The organism is Denitrificimonas caeni (assembly GCF_905120345.1).
Taxonomy (GTDB): Bacteria; Pseudomonadota; Gammaproteobacteria; order Pseudomonadales; family Pseudomonadaceae; genus Denitrificimonas; species Denitrificimonas caeni_A.
In genome coordinates this window covers 180,871-200,473 of record NZ_CAJHOA010000001.1, presented here as the reverse complement: position 1 = coordinate 200,473, position 19,603 = coordinate 180,871, and the positions used below count along the sequence as shown (strand labels likewise).

General features: G+C 47.2%; 18 protein-coding genes. 17 read left to right on the top strand and 1 reads right to left on the bottom strand.

Annotated features, from left to right (window positions below; genetic code table 11):
- Window positions 1–139: 139 nt before the first annotated feature.
- The 3 genes from earP to JYJ62_RS00880 all read left to right on the top strand — a co-directional run bounded on the left by earP (window position 140) and on the right by JYJ62_RS00880 (window position 2,857).
- A complete protein-coding gene (gene earP, locus JYJ62_RS00890; RefSeq protein ID WP_205340298.1) occupies window positions 140–1,279 on the top strand; it encodes an elongation factor P maturation arginine rhamnosyltransferase EarP in 1,140 nt (379 codons plus the stop codon).
- A gap of 44 nt (window positions 1,280–1,323) precedes the next feature.
- Window positions 1,324–1,890, top strand: coding sequence for an elongation factor P (gene efp / locus JYJ62_RS00885; protein ID WP_205340297.1), 567 nt, complete (start codon window positions 1,324–1,326; stop codon window positions 1,888–1,890).
- A 103-nt stretch (window positions 1,891–1,993) separates the two neighbouring features.
- Window positions 1,994–2,857 carry a spermidine synthase gene (locus JYJ62_RS00880; protein WP_232365685.1) on the top strand — a complete coding sequence of 288 codons (864 nt, stop codon included), beginning with the start codon at window positions 1,994–1,996 and terminating at the stop codon, window positions 2,855–2,857.
- Window positions 2,858–2,902: 45 nt separating this feature from the next.
- On the opposite strand, the gene JYJ62_RS00875 is transcribed toward JYJ62_RS00880, so the two are convergent.
- Window positions 2,903–3,592 carry a crotonase/enoyl-CoA hydratase family protein gene (locus tag JYJ62_RS00875; protein WP_205340296.1) on the bottom strand — a complete coding sequence of 230 codons (690 nt, stop codon included), beginning with the start codon at window positions 3,590–3,592 and terminating at the stop codon, window positions 2,903–2,905.
- Window positions 3,593–3,780: 188 nt separating this feature from the next.
- Between JYJ62_RS00875 and tusA the strand changes: the two genes are divergently transcribed.
- The 14 genes from tusA (at window position 3,781) to JYJ62_RS00805 (ending at window position 19,510) form a co-directional block, all read left to right on the top strand.
- Complete coding sequence (gene tusA / locus JYJ62_RS00870; RefSeq protein WP_205340295.1) at window positions 3,781–4,017, top strand: sulfurtransferase TusA; 237 nt, start codon at window positions 3,781–3,783, stop codon at window positions 4,015–4,017.
- A 52-nt stretch (window positions 4,018–4,069) separates the two neighbouring features.
- Window positions 4,070–4,960 (top strand): NAD(+) kinase, encoded by an 891-nt coding sequence (locus JYJ62_RS00865; RefSeq protein WP_205340294.1) that lies wholly within the window; start codon window positions 4,070–4,072, stop codon window positions 4,958–4,960.
- Window positions 4,960–5,934 carry a metallophosphoesterase gene (locus JYJ62_RS00860; RefSeq protein WP_205340293.1) on the top strand — a complete coding sequence of 325 codons (975 nt, stop codon included), beginning with the start codon at window positions 4,960–4,962 and terminating at the stop codon, window positions 5,932–5,934. Before JYJ62_RS00865 ends, JYJ62_RS00860 begins: the two co-directional genes overlap by 1 nt.
- A 2-nt stretch (window positions 5,935–5,936) precedes the next feature.
- The gene (locus tag JYJ62_RS00855) at window positions 5,937–6,818 is read left to right on the top strand and encodes a rhomboid family intramembrane serine protease (RefSeq protein ID WP_205340809.1); all 882 of its coding nucleotides are present in this window, start codon (window positions 5,937–5,939) and stop codon (window positions 6,816–6,818) included.
- A gap of 32 nt (window positions 6,819–6,850) precedes the next feature.
- Window positions 6,851–7,129: a YeaC family protein gene (locus tag JYJ62_RS00850; RefSeq protein ID WP_205340292.1), complete on the top strand. Its 279-nt coding sequence runs from the start codon at window positions 6,851–6,853 to the stop codon at window positions 7,127–7,129.
- Window positions 7,129–7,974, top strand: coding sequence for a DUF2797 domain-containing protein (locus JYJ62_RS00845; protein ID WP_205340291.1), 846 nt, complete (start codon window positions 7,129–7,131; stop codon window positions 7,972–7,974). The genes JYJ62_RS00850 and JYJ62_RS00845 overlap by 1 nt, the downstream gene beginning before the upstream one ends.
- A gap of 45 nt (window positions 7,975–8,019) precedes the next feature.
- Entirely contained in the window at window positions 8,020–10,680 is a 2,661-nt protein-coding gene (pepN, locus tag JYJ62_RS00840; protein WP_205340290.1) for an aminopeptidase N, read from the top strand.
- A 352-nt stretch (window positions 10,681–11,032) separates the two neighbouring features.
- Window positions 11,033–11,515: a spore coat U domain-containing protein gene (locus JYJ62_RS00835; protein ID WP_205340289.1), complete on the top strand. Its 483-nt coding sequence runs from the start codon at window positions 11,033–11,035 to the stop codon at window positions 11,513–11,515.
- A 2-nt stretch (window positions 11,516–11,517) separates the two neighbouring features.
- Window positions 11,518–12,276 carry a molecular chaperone gene (locus JYJ62_RS00830; protein WP_205340288.1) on the top strand — a complete coding sequence of 253 codons (759 nt, stop codon included), beginning with the start codon at window positions 11,518–11,520 and terminating at the stop codon, window positions 12,274–12,276.
- 46 nt (window positions 12,277–12,322) lie between these two features.
- Window positions 12,323–14,608 carry a fimbria/pilus outer membrane usher protein gene (locus JYJ62_RS00825; RefSeq protein WP_205340287.1) on the top strand — a complete coding sequence of 762 codons (2,286 nt, stop codon included), beginning with the start codon at window positions 12,323–12,325 and terminating at the stop codon, window positions 14,606–14,608.
- Window positions 14,608–15,120: a spore coat U domain-containing protein gene (locus JYJ62_RS00820; protein WP_205340286.1), complete on the top strand. Its 513-nt coding sequence runs from the start codon at window positions 14,608–14,610 to the stop codon at window positions 15,118–15,120. Before JYJ62_RS00825 ends, JYJ62_RS00820 begins: the two co-directional genes overlap by 1 nt.
- Before the next feature lie 271 nt (window positions 15,121–15,391).
- Window positions 15,392–15,844, top strand: coding sequence for a ferritin-like domain-containing protein (locus tag JYJ62_RS00815; RefSeq protein ID WP_205340285.1), 453 nt, complete (start codon window positions 15,392–15,394; stop codon window positions 15,842–15,844).
- Window positions 15,845–16,052: 208 nt separating this feature from the next.
- Complete coding sequence (locus JYJ62_RS00810; RefSeq protein ID WP_232365684.1) at window positions 16,053–17,141, top strand: WD40/YVTN/BNR-like repeat-containing protein; 1,089 nt, start codon at window positions 16,053–16,055, stop codon at window positions 17,139–17,141.
- Between the two features lie 17 nt (window positions 17,142–17,158).
- The gene (locus JYJ62_RS00805) at window positions 17,159–19,510 is read left to right on the top strand and encodes an efflux RND transporter permease subunit (RefSeq protein WP_205340284.1); all 2,352 of its coding nucleotides are present in this window, start codon (window positions 17,159–17,161) and stop codon (window positions 19,508–19,510) included.
- Window positions 19,511–19,603: the final 93 nt, after the last annotated feature.

Genomic DNA, 19,603 nt, shown 5'->3' with positions numbered 1-19,603 from the left:
CAAACAAAACAATCACTTGCTCGAGGCGCGCTAATATAGCCGAACATAACCTGTAAGGCAAATATTCATTTCGCCTAACAACTTGCCTTATGATAGTTATTATTTGCACTTTCTCAGCAGACATAGATAAGGCAACAGTATGCGCGTGACGTGGGATGTTTTTTGCCGAGTGATCGACAACTTTGGTGATATTGGCGTGACCTGGCGTTTGGCTCAGCAGCTCAATCAAGAGCACGGTTTTGCGGTGCGGCTGTGGGTCGATGATTTATCGGCATTCCATGCCATTTGTCCAGCGGTGTCTACAACAACTCATCAGCAAACGATTGCGGGCGTAGAGATTTGTTGGTGGACAGCCAACAGTACTGCTGTGTCGCAGCAGCACTGCGCGCAAGTGGTGATTGAAGCGTTTGCTTGCCAACTGCCTGCAGCCTATATCAACTTAATGCGCGCCCAAAACAACGTACTCTGGCTGAACTTGGAGTATTTAACGGCTGAGCCTTGGGCGGCTGAGTGCCATGCTTTACCGTCGATGCAAGGTACTGGCTTGCAGAAGTATTTCTTTTTTCCAGGCTTTACTGAGCAGACAGGAGGGTTGTTGCGTGAGGCGTCGCTACTGAGCCAGCGCGATGCTTTTTTAACCTCAGAGGTGCAGCAAGCTGAGTTTTTAGCCTCACTTGGTGTACAGACAGAACCAAACGAGCGACTGATCAGTTTATTTGCCTATGCTAATCCAGCATTGCCCAGCTGGCTTGATGCGCTCAGTAGTGACATCTGTATCAACCATATTTTGCTGTTACAAGGGCCATTAATACCTATTCTGGCTGAGTATTTTGCCTTACCTGAGCTGCAGCAAGGACGCATTTATCAGCGCGGCAGTTTAAAAGTACAAGTATTACCCTATATTCAGCAAGAAAACTTTGATCGTTTGCTCTGGAGCTGTGATTTTAATTGTGTACGTGGTGAGGATTCTTTTGTACGTGCGCAATGGGCGGCAAAGCCTTTTCTCTGGCATATCTATCCTCAGCAAGATGATGCACATCTAGATAAACTCCAAGCTTTTTTATCTATATATAACAAAGAGTTAGATGAAGAATCTAAAGTGGCTTTAGAGAGTTTATGCCGGGCATGGAATACTGCAGGCGATATGCAACAGGCTTGGCAGCACTGTATTAAGTATGAAAAAGAGCTGCACAAACATGCAATAGGTTGGTGTGAGCAACAAAGAAAATTGCCAGATCTTGCAACAAAGCTAGCATGCTTCTATCAAGATTGGCTATGATGCGCACCTAAATATTTTTTCAACATTCCTAATGGATTTTCAGCATGAAAACTGCACAAGAGTTTCGCGCCGGGCAAGTCGCTAATATTGATGGTTCACCTTGGGTGATTCAGAAAGCCGAGTTCAATAAATCTGGCCGCAATTCTGCGGTAGTTAAGATGAAATTGAAGAATCTACTTAACGGTATGGCGACTGAAACTGTGTTTCGTGCTGACGATAAGTTTGAAGCCATCATCCTTGATCGTAAAGATGTAACCTACTCATACTTTGCTGATCCTTTGTATGTGTTTATGGATGCTGAGTTTAACCAGTACGAAGTTGAGAAGTCTGATGTGGAAGGTGTACTGCCTTACATTGAAGATGGTATGACTGATGAATGCGCCGCCGTTTTTTATGATGACAAAGTCATCTCTATTGAGCTGCCAACCACCATCGTACGTGAAATCATTTACACTGAGCCATCAGTGCGTGGTGATACATCAGGTAAAGTGATGAAAACTGCACGCTTGAGCACTGGCCATGAATTGCAAGTATCTTCATTTTGCGAAATTGGCGACTCAATTGAAATCGATACCCGTACTGGCGAATACAAGTCTCGCGTTAAAGCTTAATTTGTAACTGTCGCTTTGCGATTAAAGCCCAGCTCTTGCTGGGCTTTTTGTTTTCAGTGAGTCTCAAATCAGGCTGCTGAAATATTAAGAGGCAGCATAGGCTATGATGGTTCTTTGGTTGAGCGGAGGGGTGCTTGTACTGCTGGCGGCTTACGTCCTAAAGCACTATTTGTCCCTCCAGAGGCAAGCACGTAAGGAATATGCGGTGTTAGTTGAGCAAGCGCAAAGGCAAGTTATTACTGAAGAAACCGACGAGTACGGTGTGATTCGCGTCGTTGAAGACAACGGTTTTCGCTATTTAGAATTTGGTAGTCAGGTTGAGCAAAGCTGTGTGCTCTATGAAAACCCACTGTGGCTTAAGTACGATTACACCCGCGCCATGTTAGTAGCGAGCTTTTGTCATCAGCACCCAGAAACAGCGCTGTTCTTAGGCTTGGGCGCCGGAAGCTTAACTGAGGTGTGCTTGGCAACTCTGCCATTAGAGGATGTTGAGGTGCTGGAGCTGCGTGAGCCGCTGCCACGTATCGCCATGGAACACCTTGGTATGACTGATGATCCGCGACTCACTATCCGCATTGGTGATGCTCTAGAGCTGATTGATAGCGCAGAAACTGCAGATTTAATTTACTTAGATATGTATACCGATACGGGGCCTTCGGTTGGGCATTTAGCTTGGGGGTTTTTAGCCAAGTGCCAAGATAAACTTAACCCAGGTGGCTGGCTGATTATTAATCAGTGGGCGACTTTAGATGGACGACCTCTTGGTGCTGCACTGCTACGCGGTTTGTTCTATCGCCACTATTGGGAAATACCGGTTAAAGAAGGCAATGTGATTCTCTTGGTTCCTTACAGCTTGGAACAGTACCCCTCAATCCCATTGATGCGTGAACACGCCGCGCGCGTGGCTGAGATACTGGGCTATGACATCAGCTATTTAATTGATGTCATCCGTCCGGCGAGCGAATAAGGCACCCGCACGCTTAAACAAGTATGCGGGTATCCTCAAAAACACTTAAAGCGGTATAGTTTTATCCAGTTCGATCGCGGTATCGAGTTCTTCCAGTAAGTCTTTGCGCACTTTTAGCTTGGTTTTACGGTGCGCTGTCATATTGATTTGCTTCATTTGTGTCGCCATCGTCAACGCCGTTGCCATCAGTTGTTCAGCCGGCACGACACAATCTAAAAAACCCGCATTCACCGCATCAGTTGGGTTGAACAATTCACCATTAATCACCGAGCGTTGAAAAGCAGGTTTAGTCAGGCGGTCTTTGGCCAGAGCAATCCCAGCATAGTGCATAGTCATGCCGATCAGCACTTCGTTTAAGCCAATCTTGAATGCCCCTTCAGTACCAATTCGGTAATCCGCTGCGAGCAATAGAAATGCACCCTTGGCAATGGCATGGCCTGGGCAAGCGACAATGATCGGGTAGGGGTGTGCTAACATGCGTCGTGTTAAAGTTGAGCCAAGCGCGACTAAGTTAAAGGCGTGTTCAGGACCTGAGGTCATCACTTTTAAATCGTAGCCACCGGATAAAATACCGGGTTGGCCAGTGATAATAACGATGGCACGATCCTGCTCTGCCTGATCCAAGCATTGGTTAAATGCGCCAATCATATCGGGTGAAAGCGCATTAACTTTACCGTTGTTTAGCGTTAAGGTAGCGATACCTTCGTTGCAGTTGTAGTGAATCAGTTCGCTCATGACATAGAATCCGTATTATTGTTTGTGAGACGCACACTACCCAGCTCTGAATAAGAGGTAAAGCACAAAGATTGACCCGTCAGTCGAGTTGTTGCGCCGAGTGATGGTAAAAACAAGCGCCGAGTGCTGATTGAGCCAAGTGTTGCTGCCGTGAAAATTAAACTAAAGGTAAATGTCACGTGTCAAACATGCCTATACAGATTGATGCCGAATTGGATGCCAGCGGTCTTTTTTGTCCTGAACCCGTAATGATGCTGCACACTAAGGTCCGTGATCTGGCTGGCGGAGCGGTGTTAAAAGTCACCGCCACCGATCCATCAACGCAACGTGATATTCCTAAGTTTTGTGTTTTTTTAGAGCATCAATTATTAGATAGCAGCGAGCAAAACGGTACTTACACCTATTTGATTCGCAAAAAAGTTTAAGTACAGCAACGCGTCTTAAAATATTTATAAACGCAGTTCAAGCGGGGATCGTATGGAGCAGTTTCGCAACATTGGCATTATCGGACGAATGGGCAGCGCACGCGTCCTCGAGACTATTCGACGCCTGAAGCGTTACCTGATTGGACGGCATTTACATGTCATCCTCGAAGATAGAATTGCCGAAATGCTCCCTGGCCATAACTTGCAAACCAGCTCACGCAAGCTGCTCGGCGAAGTCTGTGATTTAGTGATTGTTGTCGGTGGCGATGGTTCGATGCTGGGTGCCGCACGCGCTTTGGCTCAGCATAATGTGCCGGTACTGGGAATTAACCGCGGTAGCTTAGGTTTCTTAACGGATATTTTGCCTGAGCAGCTGGAATCACAAATCTCCGAAGTGTTAGCCGGTAACTATACCGTTGAGCAGCGCTTTTTATTGGAAACTGAAGTGCGTCGTAATGGTGCACCGATTGGTCAAGGTGATGCGCTCAACGATGTCGTTCTCCATCCAGGTAAATCAACACGAATGATTGAGTTCGAGTTATTTATTGATGGGCAGTTTGTGTATAGCTTAAAAGCTGACGGTCTAATTATTGCCACGCCAACTGGATCAACCGCTTATGCGTTATCTGCTGGCGGTCCAATTATGCACCCGCGACTGGATGCTATTGTCATTGTACCGATGTATCCGCACACCTTGTCCAGCCGACCGATTGTCGTCGACGCCGACAGTGAGCTGAAAGTAGTGATCTCTGAAGATATGAGCATCTATCCATTGGTCTCTTGTGACGGCCAAAACCATGTTACCTGTGCGCCCGGCGACACCCTGCACATACAGAGAAAACCACAGAAGCTGCGCTTGCTTCATCCGTTAGACCATAATTTTTATACAGTCTGTCGTGACAAGCTCGGCTGGGGCAGCCGCTTGGGGCAGGATAATAAGTAATGTGGCTTGATCCATCGCGCAGTTATGACCTAATTGGTGATATACACGGCTGCGCGCAGCCCCTTGAACGCCTCTTAACGGTATTGGGCTATAAAAAGCGTGCAGGCGTGTGGCAGCATGCCTACCGTCAGGCCGTATTTCTCGGTGACTTAATTGATCGAGGCCCGCAGATACGTGAGACCTTACACTTAGTCCATGCGATGGTCGAAGCAGGGCATGCGCATTGCATTATGGGTAACCATGAATATTATGCGCTGGCTTGGAATACACCGCTTGAACAGAATGGTGAGTCCACTTATGTGCGCGAACACAGTCCACGCCATGCTCGTTTGCAGCGCGAAACACTCGAGCAGTTCGAGCAGCATCCTTATGACTGGCAAGACTTTAATCAGTGGTTTTTAACCTTACCGCTGTTTATTGATGCCGAGCGCTTTCGGGCCGTACATGCCTGTTGGGATGACCGTTTAATCAATACTCTACGCAGCCGTTTTCCTGATGGTCGTATCGATACGAACTTTATTCAGCAATCGGCGCTCAGCGGCAGTTTTGCAGATCAAACCTTTAATCGTCTCTTGCGCGGTGTGAACTTACCTTTGCCTTATGGGATCTCACAAATAGGCCAAGACGGTTATCGACGCTCATCGTTTCGTACTAAATTTTGGCATGAAGATGAGTCAGCACTGACTTATGGTGATGTGGTTTTTCAGCCCGATGCGTTGCCTGAGCATATTGCACAAAAGCCTTTACCTGAGCAGTATTTACGTCATATCAATAGCTACGATGCACAGCAGCCGCTGTTATTTGTGGGCCACTATTGGCGGCAAGGCCAGCCCAGTCTGATTCGCCCCAATTTAGCGTGTTTAGATTACAGTGCCGTTAATGGCGGTAAATTAGTGGCTTATCGTTTAGGACAAGAACAACGCTTATTACCGAGTAACTTCGTTTGGGTGGAAGCCCGAGATCAAGGATATTAATGATGAAGTGGAGCAATGCTTTACGTGTGCCACTGGACAGCAACCTCGCGCAATTTCTACAGGTACTGGCGCAGCAAGGTATTGGCCATCGGGTTACCGAAGAAAGTGGTGAGCAGGTGTTATGGGTCGCCAGTGAGGCGCAGGCTGAGCAGGTACGTGCGCTCTACCAGCAGTTTCAGACAGGTCAGTTGACCGTCTACACATCAGTCGAGCCAACCCTGCGGCAAGATCGTGCTTATCAACCACTGGGCTTTGTTCAGCAGTTGCGCCACAGCCCAGTGACGGCTGCAGTTTTAGTGGCCTGCTTAGTGGTCGCACTGATCACGCAATTGGGCGATAATTTAGAGACCGTTCGTTGGTTTACTTTTAATGATTTTAACGTTCAAGGCGACTATGCCTACTTTTTCACATTAGAGCACAGCTTAGAGCAAGGGCAATGGTGGCGTTTATGGTCGCCGATGTTGCTGCATTTCGGTTTTTTGCATTTAGCGATGAATATGATGTGGTATTGGGAGCTGGGTCGGCGGATTGAATATCAGCAGGGCAGATTATTTTTACTATCACTGACTCTAGTGTCTGCTTTGATTTCAAATGTGAGTCAGTTCATCTTTTCCGATGCGTCATTATTCGGAGGTTTATCCGGTGTGCTCTATGCGGTATTGGGTCACTGCTGGATTTACCAGCGTATTTATCCGCAAGCCAGTTATGCCTTGCCGACGGGCGTGGTGGCTATGATGCTGATTTGGCTGCTGTTATGCTTGTTTGGTGTGGTCACTGCTTTAGGTTTTGGGCAGATCGCGAATGCTGCGCATGTCAGTGGTCTGCTCATTGGTTGTTTAAGTGGTGGCGTTTTTGCGCTCATCGCACGCCACCGTGCGGCGTAATGCCTTAAATTTATTTTATGTAGGAATCTATGATGAAAACGTTTACTGATTTAATTCAAAGCATCACGCCTGACACATACAAAACCTTAAAGCTGGCGATGGAAATTGGTAAATGGGGCGATGGTACAAAACTCACTCCAGAGCAGAAAGAATTGACGATGCAAGCGATGATTGTTTGGGAACAAACCAATTTGCCAGAAGAAGAGCGTACCGGTTACTTAGGCGGTCAAGCATGCGCGAAACAAACCAAGAAAAAACTATCTGACGAACAAGCGGCAATGTTTGCGCCTGCGGCAGGGACACTGCACTGATGCTGGAGTTAGGTCGTGGTGCAGTCAGCAAGATGCAGATTGCGCTGGATGCGCCAGCACAATACAGTTTTCGTTTAGATGATGAGCACTATGCGTTTAATTCTCTGATTGGTGAAACCGTGCGCTTAGAGTTTCTCGGCTCAATCAATTGCACTCATTGCAATCGCCTGACCAAGAAAAGCTTTGGTCAAGGCTATTGCTGGCCGTGTTTCGCAAAACTGGCGCAATGTGATAGTTGCATTATGAGTCCAGAAAAGTGCCATTACGATGCTGGTACCTGTCGTGAACCAGAATGGGCACAAGATTTTTGCATGACCGACCACTTTGTCTATCTAGCTAACTCAACGGGCGTGAAGGTCGGTATTACCCGAGCAACTCAGCTGCCAACACGCTGGCTCGATCAAGGTGCCATTCAGGCTATACCGATTTTTCGCGTGGCAACTCGTCAGCAGTCTGGCTTTGTTGAGGATGTCTTACGCAGCCAAGTCGCCGACCGCACCAATTGGCGTGCACTGCTTAAAGGTGATGTGGAACCGATTGATTTAATCGCGATTCGCGAGCAGTTAATGGACAGCTGTGCTGAACCACTAATGGCGCTGCAACAGCGCTTTGGCCTGCAAGCCATTCAAGCCATTACCGATGTCGATGTGCTGGATATTAGTTATCCAGTTGAAGCTTATCCTGCGAAAATAAGTAGCTTTAACTTGGATAAAAATCCAGTTGCAGAAGGCACCTTAATTGGTATAAAGGGTCAGTATCTATTATTTGATACCGGCGTGATTAATATCCGTAAATATACGTCATATCAGTTATCTGTCAGCATCAATAATAATGCAGTGCTTTAATTTTTATCTTTAAGGTCAGTTAGTTTTTTAATCGAGGTTTTAAATATGCGTACCGAACAACCCAAAATGATCACGTTAAGTGATTATCGATTGCCCGACTACTTGATTAATGAGACGCATCTGACCTTTGAGTTATTTGAAGACTATGCGCTGGTACATGCACGTTTACTGATGCAGCGTAATCCGCACTTAGATGCTCACTTGCCACTGTTAGCCTTGGATGGTCAGCATTTAGAGTTGGTCAGTATTGCTGTTGATGGCCAACCACTGTCAGCAGTGGACTATAGGTTGAGCGACAGTCACTTAGAGTTACAACCGAGACAAAATACGTTTGAGCTGAGCAGTACCGTGCGTATTGAACCGCAAAAAAATACCGCACTAGAGGGGCTGTATAAGTCTTCCGGTATGTTCTGTACTCAATGCGAAGCGCAAGGTTTCCGTAAGATTACCTACTACCTTGACCGTCCGGATGTCATGAGTCGTTTCACTACGACCATTCATGCGGAAAAGAAGCGCTACCCAATATTACTGTCCAACGGCAATCCCATTGCTGACGGCGAAGATGAGCACGGTCGTCATTGGGCGACATGGGAAGACCCCTTTAAAAAGCCAGCCTATCTATTTGCCATCGTTGCCGGTGATCTCTGGTGTGTCGAAGACAGTTTTACCACCATGAGTGGACGTGCTGTGGCGCTACGTATTTATGTTGAGCCTGAAAATATCGACAAATGCCAGCACGCCATGGACAGTCTTAAAAACGCCATGCGCTGGGATGAAGAAGTCTATGGTCGTGAATACGATTTAGATATCTTTATGATCGTTGCGGTGAATGATTTCAATATGGGCGCCATGGAGAACAAAGGGCTGAATATCTTTAACTCCAGCTGTGTTCTAGCCAAGGCGGAAACAGCTACCGATGCCGCGCATCAGCGTGTGGAAGGTGTCGTCGCGCATGAGTACTTCCATAACTGGTCAGGTAACCGCGTCACTTGTCGCGATTGGTTCCAGCTCTCACTGAAAGAAGGTTTTACCGTCTTTCGTGACAGTGAGTTTTCCGCCGATATGAACTCGCGTGTGGTCAAGCGTATTGAAGATGTGGCGTATTTGCGAACTCATCAATTTGCTGAAGATGCCGGCCCTATGGCGCACCCAGTCCGTCCTGCGCAATATATGGAAATCTCTAACTTCTACACTCTAACCATTTACGAGAAGGGCGCAGAAGTTGTGCGCATGCTGCATACCCTATTGGGTGCTGACACCTTCCGCAAAGGCTCAGATCTGTATTTTGAACGTCACGATGGTCAAGCCGTGACCTGCGATGACTTTATTGCAGCCATGGAAGCAGTGAGTGGCATCGACTTAGAGCAATTCAAGCGGTGGTACAGCCAAGCTGGAACGCCAGAATTGCAGGTGAGCGACAGCTATGATGCGGCAACGCAAACCTACCAATTACAGGTCAAGCAAAGTTGTCCAGACACCCCAGAACAAAGTAATAAACTGCCGTTTGTGATTCCACTGAGCATGGCGCTGTTAAATAAACAGGGCGCAGCACTGCCTCTGCAGTTGCAGGGTGAAAGTGCTGCAGTATTAGATGAGCGGGTGCTATCGGTCACTGAAGCGGAACAAACCTTTACCTTTATCAATGTTGCCGAGCAACCATTGCCATCCTTGCTGCGTGGTTTTTCTGCACCTGTGCAGCTGCGTTTTGATTACAGTCGTGATGATTTACTGTTTTTATTGCAGCATGACACTGATGGCTTTAACCGTTGGGAAGCAGGGCAGCAATTGGCTCTGCAAGTGCTCGAAGAAGTGGTTGGTCAGATCTACGACACTGACGAGCCGATGTTCGATACGCGTTTAGTAGACGTGTTTGCTGTGCTGCTGCAGCAAGAGGATTTAGACCCAGCGATGCTCGCTGAGTTTTTAGCATTACCGAGCACCGGTTATATCATTGAGCAATACGTGCACGCTGACCCGCTAGCGATTTATCAGGCGCGTGAGCACGTGAGTAATCAGCTCGCTTTTGCATTAAAAGAGCCAATGTTGGCGCGCTATCAGGCCTTGCGTAAGGCGTCACTCGAGACCCCTTATGTTGCGCAAGCGACTGACTTTGCTCGCCGTCGCTTACAAAATATGCTGTTGGCCTATTTGATGCGCACCGAGGACTTAGACATCTTGGATGCCTGTGTCGATCAGTTTGGTGTAGCCGATAATATGACTGAACGCCTAGCCGCTTTAGCCTGTTTAGTCAATTCACCCTTTACTGCTGAAACAGAACAGGCTTTAGAAAGCTTTGCTGAGCGCTTTGCTGATGACCCACTAGTAATGGATCAATGGTTTAGTGTACAAGCCGCGGCGGGGCTGCCGAATGGCTTAGAGCGCGTTCTGCACTTGCTGCATCATCCGGCCTTTAGTATCAAAAACCCGAATAAAGTCCGTGCCGTAGTCGGTGCCTTTAGCACGCAGAACACACCAAACTTCCATGCCATAGACGGCTCAGGTTATGCTTTTTTAGCTGATAAAGTCATTAAGCTCGATGCTTTAAACCCACAAATGGCCGCGCGCATGCTCTCGCCATTAACTCGCTGGCAGCGTTTCGATTTGCATCATCAAGAGATGATGCAGATTCAACTAAAACGGATTAGAAGCTGTAATGATTTATCTGCAGATCTGTTTGAGGTGCTGGAGAAAAGTTTAGCGGTTTAACTATGTAAACCTTGCTAAGTAAGGGGCGTCTACAGCACGCCCCTTTATTTTAATTAACTCGACAGGGTGCAATGCCCTGTCGTCTGATTTTACAGTCTGAAATAATCCAACTGCTGTCGTTTTAATAATATAATTAAGCATCATTAATTATCTTTTTTTATTTGCTCTCTAATCAATATATAGCTTGGCTTTAGTAACTTGCCTTATAAGCTTTAGCTGCTTACTTTTTTGCGCCTAGTTATAAGTAGATAGTTACAAATACCTATATAGGTAGACCGAGGCGATAGTGTAAGCTATATATATATATTAATTAATATTTTTCGATAACTCAGGATTAATCAGGAAGATCATGATGAACAAGCAAATTTTAAAATCAACCTTAATCGCCGCTGCTGGCCTGCTGTTTGCAAATTCAGCCATGGCAGACACGGCTACAACCACATTTAACGTTACAGCCACTGTTCTTAACAGCTGTAACGTTACCGCTACTGATTTGGAATTTGGTAACTATGATCCTACTGCTGGCAATTTAGATAGCACCAGTACCATCACTACGACTTGTACCGCAGGAACCACCTATGCGATTGCTCTAGGCCTAGGTCAAAATACAAGCCGTAAGATGAAGCTCACTTCTGGTCCTGAACTTCTAGATTATGAACTGTACCAGCCAGATGGCTACACTACTGTTTGGGGTGATGTAGGTGGCGCTACTGTTGCGCAAACAAGCACTACAGGAGCGCCTGTTAACTACACCGTAAATGGTAGGGTTACTGGTGGCCAATACGTAACAGCCGGTGCTTACAGTGATGAAGTTCTTGTAACTGTAACCTACTGATTATGCTTGAGTGCTTACTAAGCATACGAGGCTGGCTTAAGGTCAGCCTCGTTTTAGGTCTATTTTTCAGTGCGGCGCAGGCTGCCAGTCTTTCTGTGAGTCCGGTATTAATTACTCTTGATTCCAGTGCTTCGATTGCTGCTATGACAGTAACCAATCGCAGTGACGATGCGGTAGTTATGCAGGCCTTTATTAACAATTGGTCAATTCGCAACAATCAAGAGCACTATGAAGAGACTGATCAACTGATTGTCAGTCCGCCGGTATTTGAAATTGCTCCAGGTAAAAGTCAGATTGTGCGGATTGGCTTGCTTGACACTGAACCTAAGGTGATTGAGCAAAGTTTCCGCGTGTTTTTTGAACAAGCACCTGCCACGCCAAATCTTGAACTCTCAACTGACAACAGCACTACTAACTACCCGCGCGGTGTACAGATTATGTTGCGTATTGGTGTCCCAGTATTTGTAAAGTCAGTTATGCCGAGCGCAAGTAGACTTGTTTGGAGTGCTCAGCGCCAGCCTGATGGACGTTTGCGCATTGAAGCTGATAACCAAGGCGCTGCACATGCGAAAATCTCGCGTTTAGCTTTAATTGATAAAAATAAAAGTGTCGCGAGTAGCGATATGCTGACCTATATTTTGCCCGGCAGCCGTCGTTACTGGATGCTTAATATCCCTGCAGGAATTAACGCCCCCTATGCTATCAAGGTCGATACAAATAATGGTGTGGTTGAGACTCAAGTTTCTGCGAATAAGCCTTAGTGAAACTTATACTTCAGCCTCGCTAGGGCTAATTATTGCTTGTGTTTTGAGCGTAAGTGCGACTTATGCAACAGCTAAAACTGTAGTCAATGATGTCACACCACGCCTGCTAACAATCGAACTGAATGGTGTTGATGTACGATCGGCTACATTTCTACTTGATAGCTTAGAGCAGGGTGTGCTCGTCCCAGCGGCTGAGTTAGCTGCTTGGGGCCTGACGTTATCGCAACCTATCAACACTGTGTTATATAAGGATAAAATATATTATCCTCTGCGTCAGTTTGAAAATTTGCAATACACTATCGATGGTGCCAGCCAAGCACTTATTCTGCAGGTGGGTGCGCGCCAGCTTTCAGGCTCTACTATTGATTTAGATAAAAGCAAATCAAATATCCCACAAACAGATGCCCTTGGCGCTTTTTTTAATTACGATGTAATGCATGAGACCAGTTTCGGAGCTGATAATGCCACCAGCGCTGCTTTTGAGCTGGCAGGGTTTAATCGCCTTGGACTACTGACAACAACGTTACTGGCACGCGATCAAAACCAAAACCGTAAGGGTGGCGTGGTACGTCTAAACAGCACCTTACGCTATGATGATCCAAGTAAACTTCGCACTCTAACGCTAGGAGACACCTATTCACGTTCTGACGCTTGGGGACGTAGTGTGCTTTACGGTGGTATTCAGTGGGGGACTAATTTTGGCACTCGACCTGACTTTATTACCTTCCCAATGCCTGATATGCGTGGCGAGGCAATTGTGCCATCGTCTGTTGAAATCTATGCGAATGACCGCCGCCAAGGTCAGGACCAGCTTAATGCGGGACCATTTTCAATAAATAATATTCCGGTGATGACCGGTACCAATGATTTGCGCATGGTGGTACGTGATGTACTCGGTCGCGAGCAGGTTCTTGAGCAATCCTTCTATGCCAGTCAACAAATGCTGCGTACAGGCTTGCATGATTATAACTACGAAATAGGCTCGATCCGCGAAGACTATTCACTGCATAGCAATAAATACGGGCGAGACTTTGTTACGGCAAGCCACCAACTTGGATTCAACAACAGATTTACCGGCGGCGGACGCTTAGAAGCGCTTAAAAATCAGCAGACAGCAGGCCTAAGTGGTGTGTGGTTAGCCAGTCCACGATTTGGTACAGTCAGCACCTCAGTTGCGGGCAGCACGGCTGAGATCGGTGATGGTGGGCTCGCAAGTCTTGGTATTGAGCACCAAGGTCAGCGCTTTAATTTTGGCGCAAATACTACAGTCACAACCGAAAGATTTCGTCAGATTGGGTTATTTGATAATGAATTAGCGCCACGGCAGATTTTACGTGCGAACATCGGTGCCAGCATATTTAACGGTAAGTCAGTTGGCTTAAACTATATTGAAATTGATCGCCGTAATGAAATTGATAGTCGTGTTGTTAGCGCCAATTACAGTATGGGTATATTGCGTGGCGTGTTCTTTGGTTTGTACGCTTCTCAGGAACTTGAGAGCCGTGACACATTTGTTGGTCTAACGGTAAGTGCCTCGTTAGGCGAGCGTACCAGCGCTAGCATCAACCATACTCGAAACGATGATAGCTATAGCAACAGTGTACAGTTCCAACGCAACTTACCCCGCGGCAATGGCTTTGGTTATAACGTTTCAACTGAAGAAGGTCACGGTGAGCCAAGCCGTAGTAACGCGCGAATGACTGCACGCACTGATTATGGCACCTACAGTGCCGAGGCTGCTCGCTTCCGCGGGGATACTGCTTACCGCTTAAACGCAAGCGGTGGTGTAGTGCTGCTGGGTGGTAATGCTTTTGCGACTCGACGCATTGATGATAGTTTCAGCGTGGTCAAGGTTGGTGATTACCCAAATGTAACGGTTTACAATGAAAATCAAAAAGTTTCGATGACAAACAGTAATGGTGTCGCATTGATATCAGATTTGCGCTCGTTTGAGGAAAACCGTATTAGTTTTGAGCAGTCTGACTTACCCTTGGATGCACGTCTTGAAAGCCGCAATGCCATTATTGTTCCAGGTTTCCGTCGCGGCGTATTAGTGGGTTTTGATGTTGCTTCGGCAAATGGCGCATTACTAACAGTTCTTCAGGCTAACGGTGAACCCTTGCCAGCAGGCACGACTATCCGTGATATTAATACCGGCCAACGTTTCCCCGTTGCACGACGGGGTGAGGCGTGGGTGACTGATCTAAAGGTCAACAATCAGTTTCTTGCGCTGTGGGGTGATAATGTCTGCCGTTTTAGCGCCAGTATGCCGGCCAATCCCGGACCTATGCCGAGAATCGGCCCATTACTTTGTCAGGAGACGCCTTAATGAAACGAATAGTACTGACTGCTCTGTTGCTTGGCAGTGCGGGCTTATGGTCGGCACCTGCATCTGCGCTCAATCTGCTTGGTGATTGTGAGGTTAGTGCAACGGCCACCGCTGGTTTCGGTGTTTACGACACGCTCTCCGACAGTAACAACGATAGCGCTGGCGGTTCGGTAACGTTTACCTGTTACAGCCTTGCAAGTCTACTCGGAGGAACTATATCGTTTACAATTAAGCTTAATAATGGTTTGTGGGGGGTATTTCCACAGCGAGCGATGAGCAGTGGTGGCAATAAACTAAATTACAACTTATATACGAGCAGTGCACGCACTACTATCTGGGGCGATGGAACGTCTGGGACTGGAGTTAAAAGTGGTAGTTTTTACTATCCAGCATTAATTGGTCTAGGTGTGAAGCGTGAAGAGACCCATTACTTCTACGGCCGAATTCCAGCGAATCAGAACGTACCTGCCGGTGAGTATCGCGATACAGTTGGTGTCACTGTATTATATTGAGCAGATCCTTAAACCAATTTTACTTGGTGTAAGTCTAAATCATACAGCACGGTAGTTTTTTGCCTTAAACGCATGTTACACAGCATAAAGTACACCTTTTACTGCCTCTTAGCTCGTCACTGGAACCCAAGCTGCTTGCTGCAAAGTCTACGAGTCACTTTCTTAGAAATTTTCATAACTTACCCGCCCAAAGTGCGGCAGAGTTGTCCTTGTGCTGAACTCATTGATGATGCTAGGCTGATTCTATACTTTTTGATATAGGATTTTGACCATGGACAAACTGACCGCTGCTGAACTCAATGCTTTACACGAGGCGTTGGAAGATGAATACCAAGCGTGGTCAATCTACGATCAAGTGATTGCTGACTTTGGCGAAGTGCGCCCCTTTATCAATATTCGTGAGGCAGAAGCACGGCATATTGAAGCGCTGCGTACGCTGTATATACGCTATGGAGTGCCGATCCCTGAGAATAACTGGCCTGGCAAAGTCGAGCGCTACACTAGTGTGCAGGCCGCTTGTGAGGCCAGTGTTGCGGCCGAGGTTGCCAATGGTGAGTTGTATGACCAGCTGTTTAAGACCGAGTTGCGTCCGGATATTCTTAGGGTGTTGCGTAATCTGCAACAAGCATCACTCGAGCGCCATTTACCGGCTTTTCAACGCTGTGGGGGAGGCGGTGGTGGGCGCAGCCAAGGTATGGGGCAGCGTGGAGGTGACCGCTGCTAAAGCACAATACATCAGCGCCTGCTGAGCCTGCCGCCAATCAACCCGCCGCTGCTTTTAAGCAGCTTTTTGTTATCTGCTTGTGCGCTTTACAATACTTAACAAAACAACGCGCAATAATGATTGCGGGTGTACGCTCGATTTCATAGGATTGATACGTATACACATAGCCAGCAACGGCATGCAACTATAAAAATAATGGGGAATATCTATGCGTGAACCCTTATCGCAAGCAGTCGATACAAACACGGTTGTGACGGGCTTAAGTCATCCATGGCGGAGCTGCATCGCTCTGCTCAAAGTGTTGCCGCTCTGTGCAGCACTATTGTTTCCAAGCCTTTACTCAATGTCTGCAACAGCCAAGAGTGAAGGTGTCGCAGCGCCATCGTATTCGATTGAGTCTGCGGCAGCGACATCCGGCTTATTGTTGGATGTTGTGCGCGCAGGTAAGCGTCTGATTAGCGTGGGTGATCACGGTCATATTCTCTACTCCGATGACGAAGGGCAACAGTGGTTACAGGCTCGTGTGCCAACGCAACAGTTACTGACCGCCGTTTACTTTGTCGATGACCGCTATGGTTGGGCGGTAGGGCATGATGCGTTGATTTTAGCCACGCGTGATGGCGGTGCAACTTGGACCCGTCAATACGATGATATTGAGCAAGAGTCGCCCTTATTGGATATCTGGTTTCAAGACCGTAACCACGGTTATGCCGTCGGTGCTTACGGTATGCTGCTAGAAACTCTGGATGGCGGTAAAGAGTGGCAGCGCATTGATGATCGCCTCGACAATGAAGACGGTTACCACCTCAATGCAATCAGTGCGATCGGTGATGCTGGTATTTTTATTGTCGGCGAAATGGGTGTGATGTTTCGCTCGGCCGATTGGGGACAGTCATGGGAAGTCCTTGCGGGGCCTTACCAAGGTTCGCTATTCGGTATTGTTGCAGGGTCGCAGCCTGATCATGTCTTAGTCTATGGTTTACGCGGGCATATTTTCCGCTCGGCAGACTTTGGTGAAAGCTGGCAAGAAACGCGTGTGCAAACAGACAGCGGTAGTCTGCAGTTTGGCTTAGCCAGTGGCACTTTGCTGAGTAATGGTGATGTCTTGATTGTTGGTCACGGTGGCACTGTATTGCGCAGTAGTAATGCAGGAGAGAGTTTCAGCGTATCGAATCGTGCTGACCGCACATCGTTAGCGGGTGTCGCAGAAGGAACGGCGGGCAGCCTTATTCTTGTTGGGCAAAATGGTATTTATCAAACCGATGCGAACGGCAACGATTTGCTCGATAAACAATAAGACTGGAGTGCGTCATAATGACATCTAAAGCAAGAAACAATCCAGCAGCAGTGCTTGAACGTTTGATTTTTAATAACCGTCCAGCGGTCATTGCGCTGTGCGTACTGATCAGCATTTTCTTATTTTGGAATGCGGCGCAAGTGCGCCCAGAAACCAGTTTTGAGAAAATGATCCCTCTGAAGCATCCATATATTGAGAAAATGCTTGAGCATCGCAATGACCTTGCCAACCTCGGCAATAGCGTGCGTATCTCTGTTGAAAGTATTGAGGGTGATATTTTCAATAAAGACTATATGGAAACCCTACGCCAAATCAGTGATGAAGCATTTTATATTCCTGGTGTTGATCGCTCAGGCTTACGCTCCTTGTGGAGCCCAAACGTCCGTTGGACCGAAGTCACTGAAGAAGGCTTTGCTGGCGGTGAGGTTATTCCACAGACCTATGATGGTTCAGCCGAAAGCCTTGAGGCCTTGCGCAGTAATATTCTCAAATCCGGACAAGTGGGGCGCTTAGTCGGCAATAACTTTAAATCGAGTATTGTCGAAATACCCTTGATGGAAGAGTTTCCTGATCCAGACGATCAGAGCAAAATGCTTAAACTGGATTACCAAGATTTCTCGCACAGTCTAGAGGATAAAATCCGCGAAAAATATCAACTCCAAAATCCAAATGTAAAAATCCATATCATCGGCTTTGCTAAAAAAGTCGGTGATTTGATTGATGGACTGTTTGGTGTTGCGCTGTTCTTTGCTTTCGCTATTGGTATCACCTTTGTCCTGCTGTATTGGTTTACCAAGTGTATTAAAAGCACGTTAGCCGTATTGTTCTCTACGCTGGTCGCGGTAGGTTGGCAGCTGGGTCTCTTGCACTTAATGGGCTTTGGTCTTGATCCCTATTCAATGCTTGTGCCGTTTTTAGTATTTGCCATTGGTATTTCGCACGGTGTGCAAAAAATCAATGGTATCGCGATGGCGTCTGGCACCGCGCTGGATGCGCTCACCGCAGCACGTATGGCGTTCCGGCAGTTGTTTGTTCCCGGCTTAGTGGCGCTGTCGTCGGACGCGGTCGGTTTTATTACCTTGCTATTGATTGATATTGGTGTGATTCGCGAGTTAGCAATTGGCGCCTCAGTCGGCGTAGCAGTAATTATTTTAACCAACTTGATCTTCTTACCGGTGCTGATTTCATATATTGGCATCAGTAAAAAAGCAGTACGGATCAGTCGTGAGAACGCGGTGAAAGACAGTCCTTTATGGCGTCTTATCTCCAACTTCGCCAGTCCTAAAGTTGCACCGATTTCTATAGCTATCGCCGCCAGTGCGCTGTTATTTGGCCTCTGGTATGGGCAGAACTTGAAGATTGGTGACTTGGATCAAGGCGCACCTGAGTTGCATGCGGACTCGCGTTATAACCTCGATAACGACTTTGTTATTCATAACTACTCGACCAGCTCCGATGTATTGGTGGTAATGGTTAAGACCCCGGCTGAAGGCTGTTCCAGTTACAGCACTTTAAAAGCGATGGATGACTTGAGTTGGCGTATGGAAAACACCCCAGGCGTACAATCCGTGGTGTCGATGGTCACTGTCTCCAAGCAAGTGATTAAGGGTATGAACGAGGGCAACCTGAAGTGGGAGACGTTATCGCGTAACCAGCATGTACTAAACAACTCCATCGCCCGCGCCGATGCCTTATACAACACGGATTGTTCGTTAGCGCCACTATTGGTATTCCTCGAGGATCATAAAGCAGAAACGTTAACCACAGCTGTTGCCGCCGTTGAAGACTTTGCGGCAAAAAACAATACTGATCAACACCAGTTCTTATTGGCGGCAGGTAATGCGGGGATTGAAGCAGCAACCAATGATGTGATTGCTGCTTCAGAAACGATGATGCTGATTGCGGTATACAGTGCTGTGATCATTATGTGTTTGATTACTTTCCGCTCAGTGGCCGCAACCATCTGTGTGATTTTACCGCTAGTACTGACCTCAGTATTAGGTAATGCACTGATGGCATGGATGGGCATTGGTGTGAAAGTCGCAACATTACCAGTGATTGCGTTAGGCGTAGGAATCGGGGTGGACTACGGTATTTATATCTACAGCCGTTTAGAAACTTTCTTAAGGATGGGTATGCCTCTGCAAGAGGCCTATTACCAGACGCTGAAGTCTACGGGCAAAGCGGTACTCTTTACCGGGGTATGTTTAGCCATTGGTGTAGCCACCTGGATCTTCTCCGCGATTAAGTTCCAAGCGGATATGGGCCTGATGCTAACCTTTATGTTCTTGTGGAATATGTTTGGTGCGATTTGGCTACTGCCGGCACTGGCGCGTTTCTTAATTAAACCTGAGCGCTTACGTCAGTAAGTCTAACGGGCTGCTGATCACTATCGATCAGCAGCTGCTTGCTAAACATGATCTTGATCGACACAAAAAAGCCCAGCTGATGATGCTGGGCTT

Excerpts from the sequence above, each read along its gene's own strand:
- earP (WP_205340298.1), top strand. The coding sequence starts at position 140 with ATGCGCGTGACGTGGGATGTTTTTTGCCGAGTGATCGACAACTTTGGT.
- efp (WP_205340297.1), top strand. The coding sequence starts at position 1,324 with ATGAAAACTGCACAAGAGTTTCGCGCCGGGCAAGTCGCTAATATTGAT.
- JYJ62_RS00880 (WP_232365685.1), top strand. The coding sequence starts at position 1,994 with ATGATGGTTCTTTGGTTGAGCGGAGGGGTGCTTGTACTGCTGGCGGCT.
- JYJ62_RS00875 (WP_205340296.1), bottom strand. The coding sequence starts at position 3,592 with ATGAGCGAACTGATTCACTACAACTGCAACGAAGGTATCGCTACCTTA.
- tusA (WP_205340295.1), top strand. The coding sequence starts at position 3,781 with ATGCCTATACAGATTGATGCCGAATTGGATGCCAGCGGTCTTTTTTGT.
- JYJ62_RS00865 (WP_205340294.1), top strand. The coding sequence starts at position 4,070 with ATGGAGCAGTTTCGCAACATTGGCATTATCGGACGAATGGGCAGCGCA.
- JYJ62_RS00860 (WP_205340293.1), top strand. The coding sequence starts at position 4,960 with ATGTGGCTTGATCCATCGCGCAGTTATGACCTAATTGGTGATATACAC.
- JYJ62_RS00855 (WP_205340809.1), top strand. The coding sequence starts at position 5,937 with ATGAAGTGGAGCAATGCTTTACGTGTGCCACTGGACAGCAACCTCGCG.
- JYJ62_RS00850 (WP_205340292.1), top strand. The coding sequence starts at position 6,851 with ATGAAAACGTTTACTGATTTAATTCAAAGCATCACGCCTGACACATAC.
- JYJ62_RS00845 (WP_205340291.1), top strand. The coding sequence starts at position 7,129 with ATGCTGGAGTTAGGTCGTGGTGCAGTCAGCAAGATGCAGATTGCGCTG.
- pepN (WP_205340290.1), top strand. The coding sequence starts at position 8,020 with ATGCGTACCGAACAACCCAAAATGATCACGTTAAGTGATTATCGATTG.
- JYJ62_RS00835 (WP_205340289.1), top strand. The coding sequence starts at position 11,033 with ATGAACAAGCAAATTTTAAAATCAACCTTAATCGCCGCTGCTGGCCTG.
- JYJ62_RS00830 (WP_205340288.1), top strand. The coding sequence starts at position 11,518 with ATGCTTGAGTGCTTACTAAGCATACGAGGCTGGCTTAAGGTCAGCCTC.
- JYJ62_RS00820 (WP_205340286.1), top strand. The coding sequence starts at position 14,608 with ATGAAACGAATAGTACTGACTGCTCTGTTGCTTGGCAGTGCGGGCTTA.
- JYJ62_RS00815 (WP_205340285.1), top strand. The coding sequence starts at position 15,392 with ATGGACAAACTGACCGCTGCTGAACTCAATGCTTTACACGAGGCGTTG.
- JYJ62_RS00810 (WP_232365684.1), top strand. The coding sequence starts at position 16,053 with ATGCGTGAACCCTTATCGCAAGCAGTCGATACAAACACGGTTGTGACG.
- JYJ62_RS00805 (WP_205340284.1), top strand. The coding sequence starts at position 17,159 with ATGACATCTAAAGCAAGAAACAATCCAGCAGCAGTGCTTGAACGTTTG.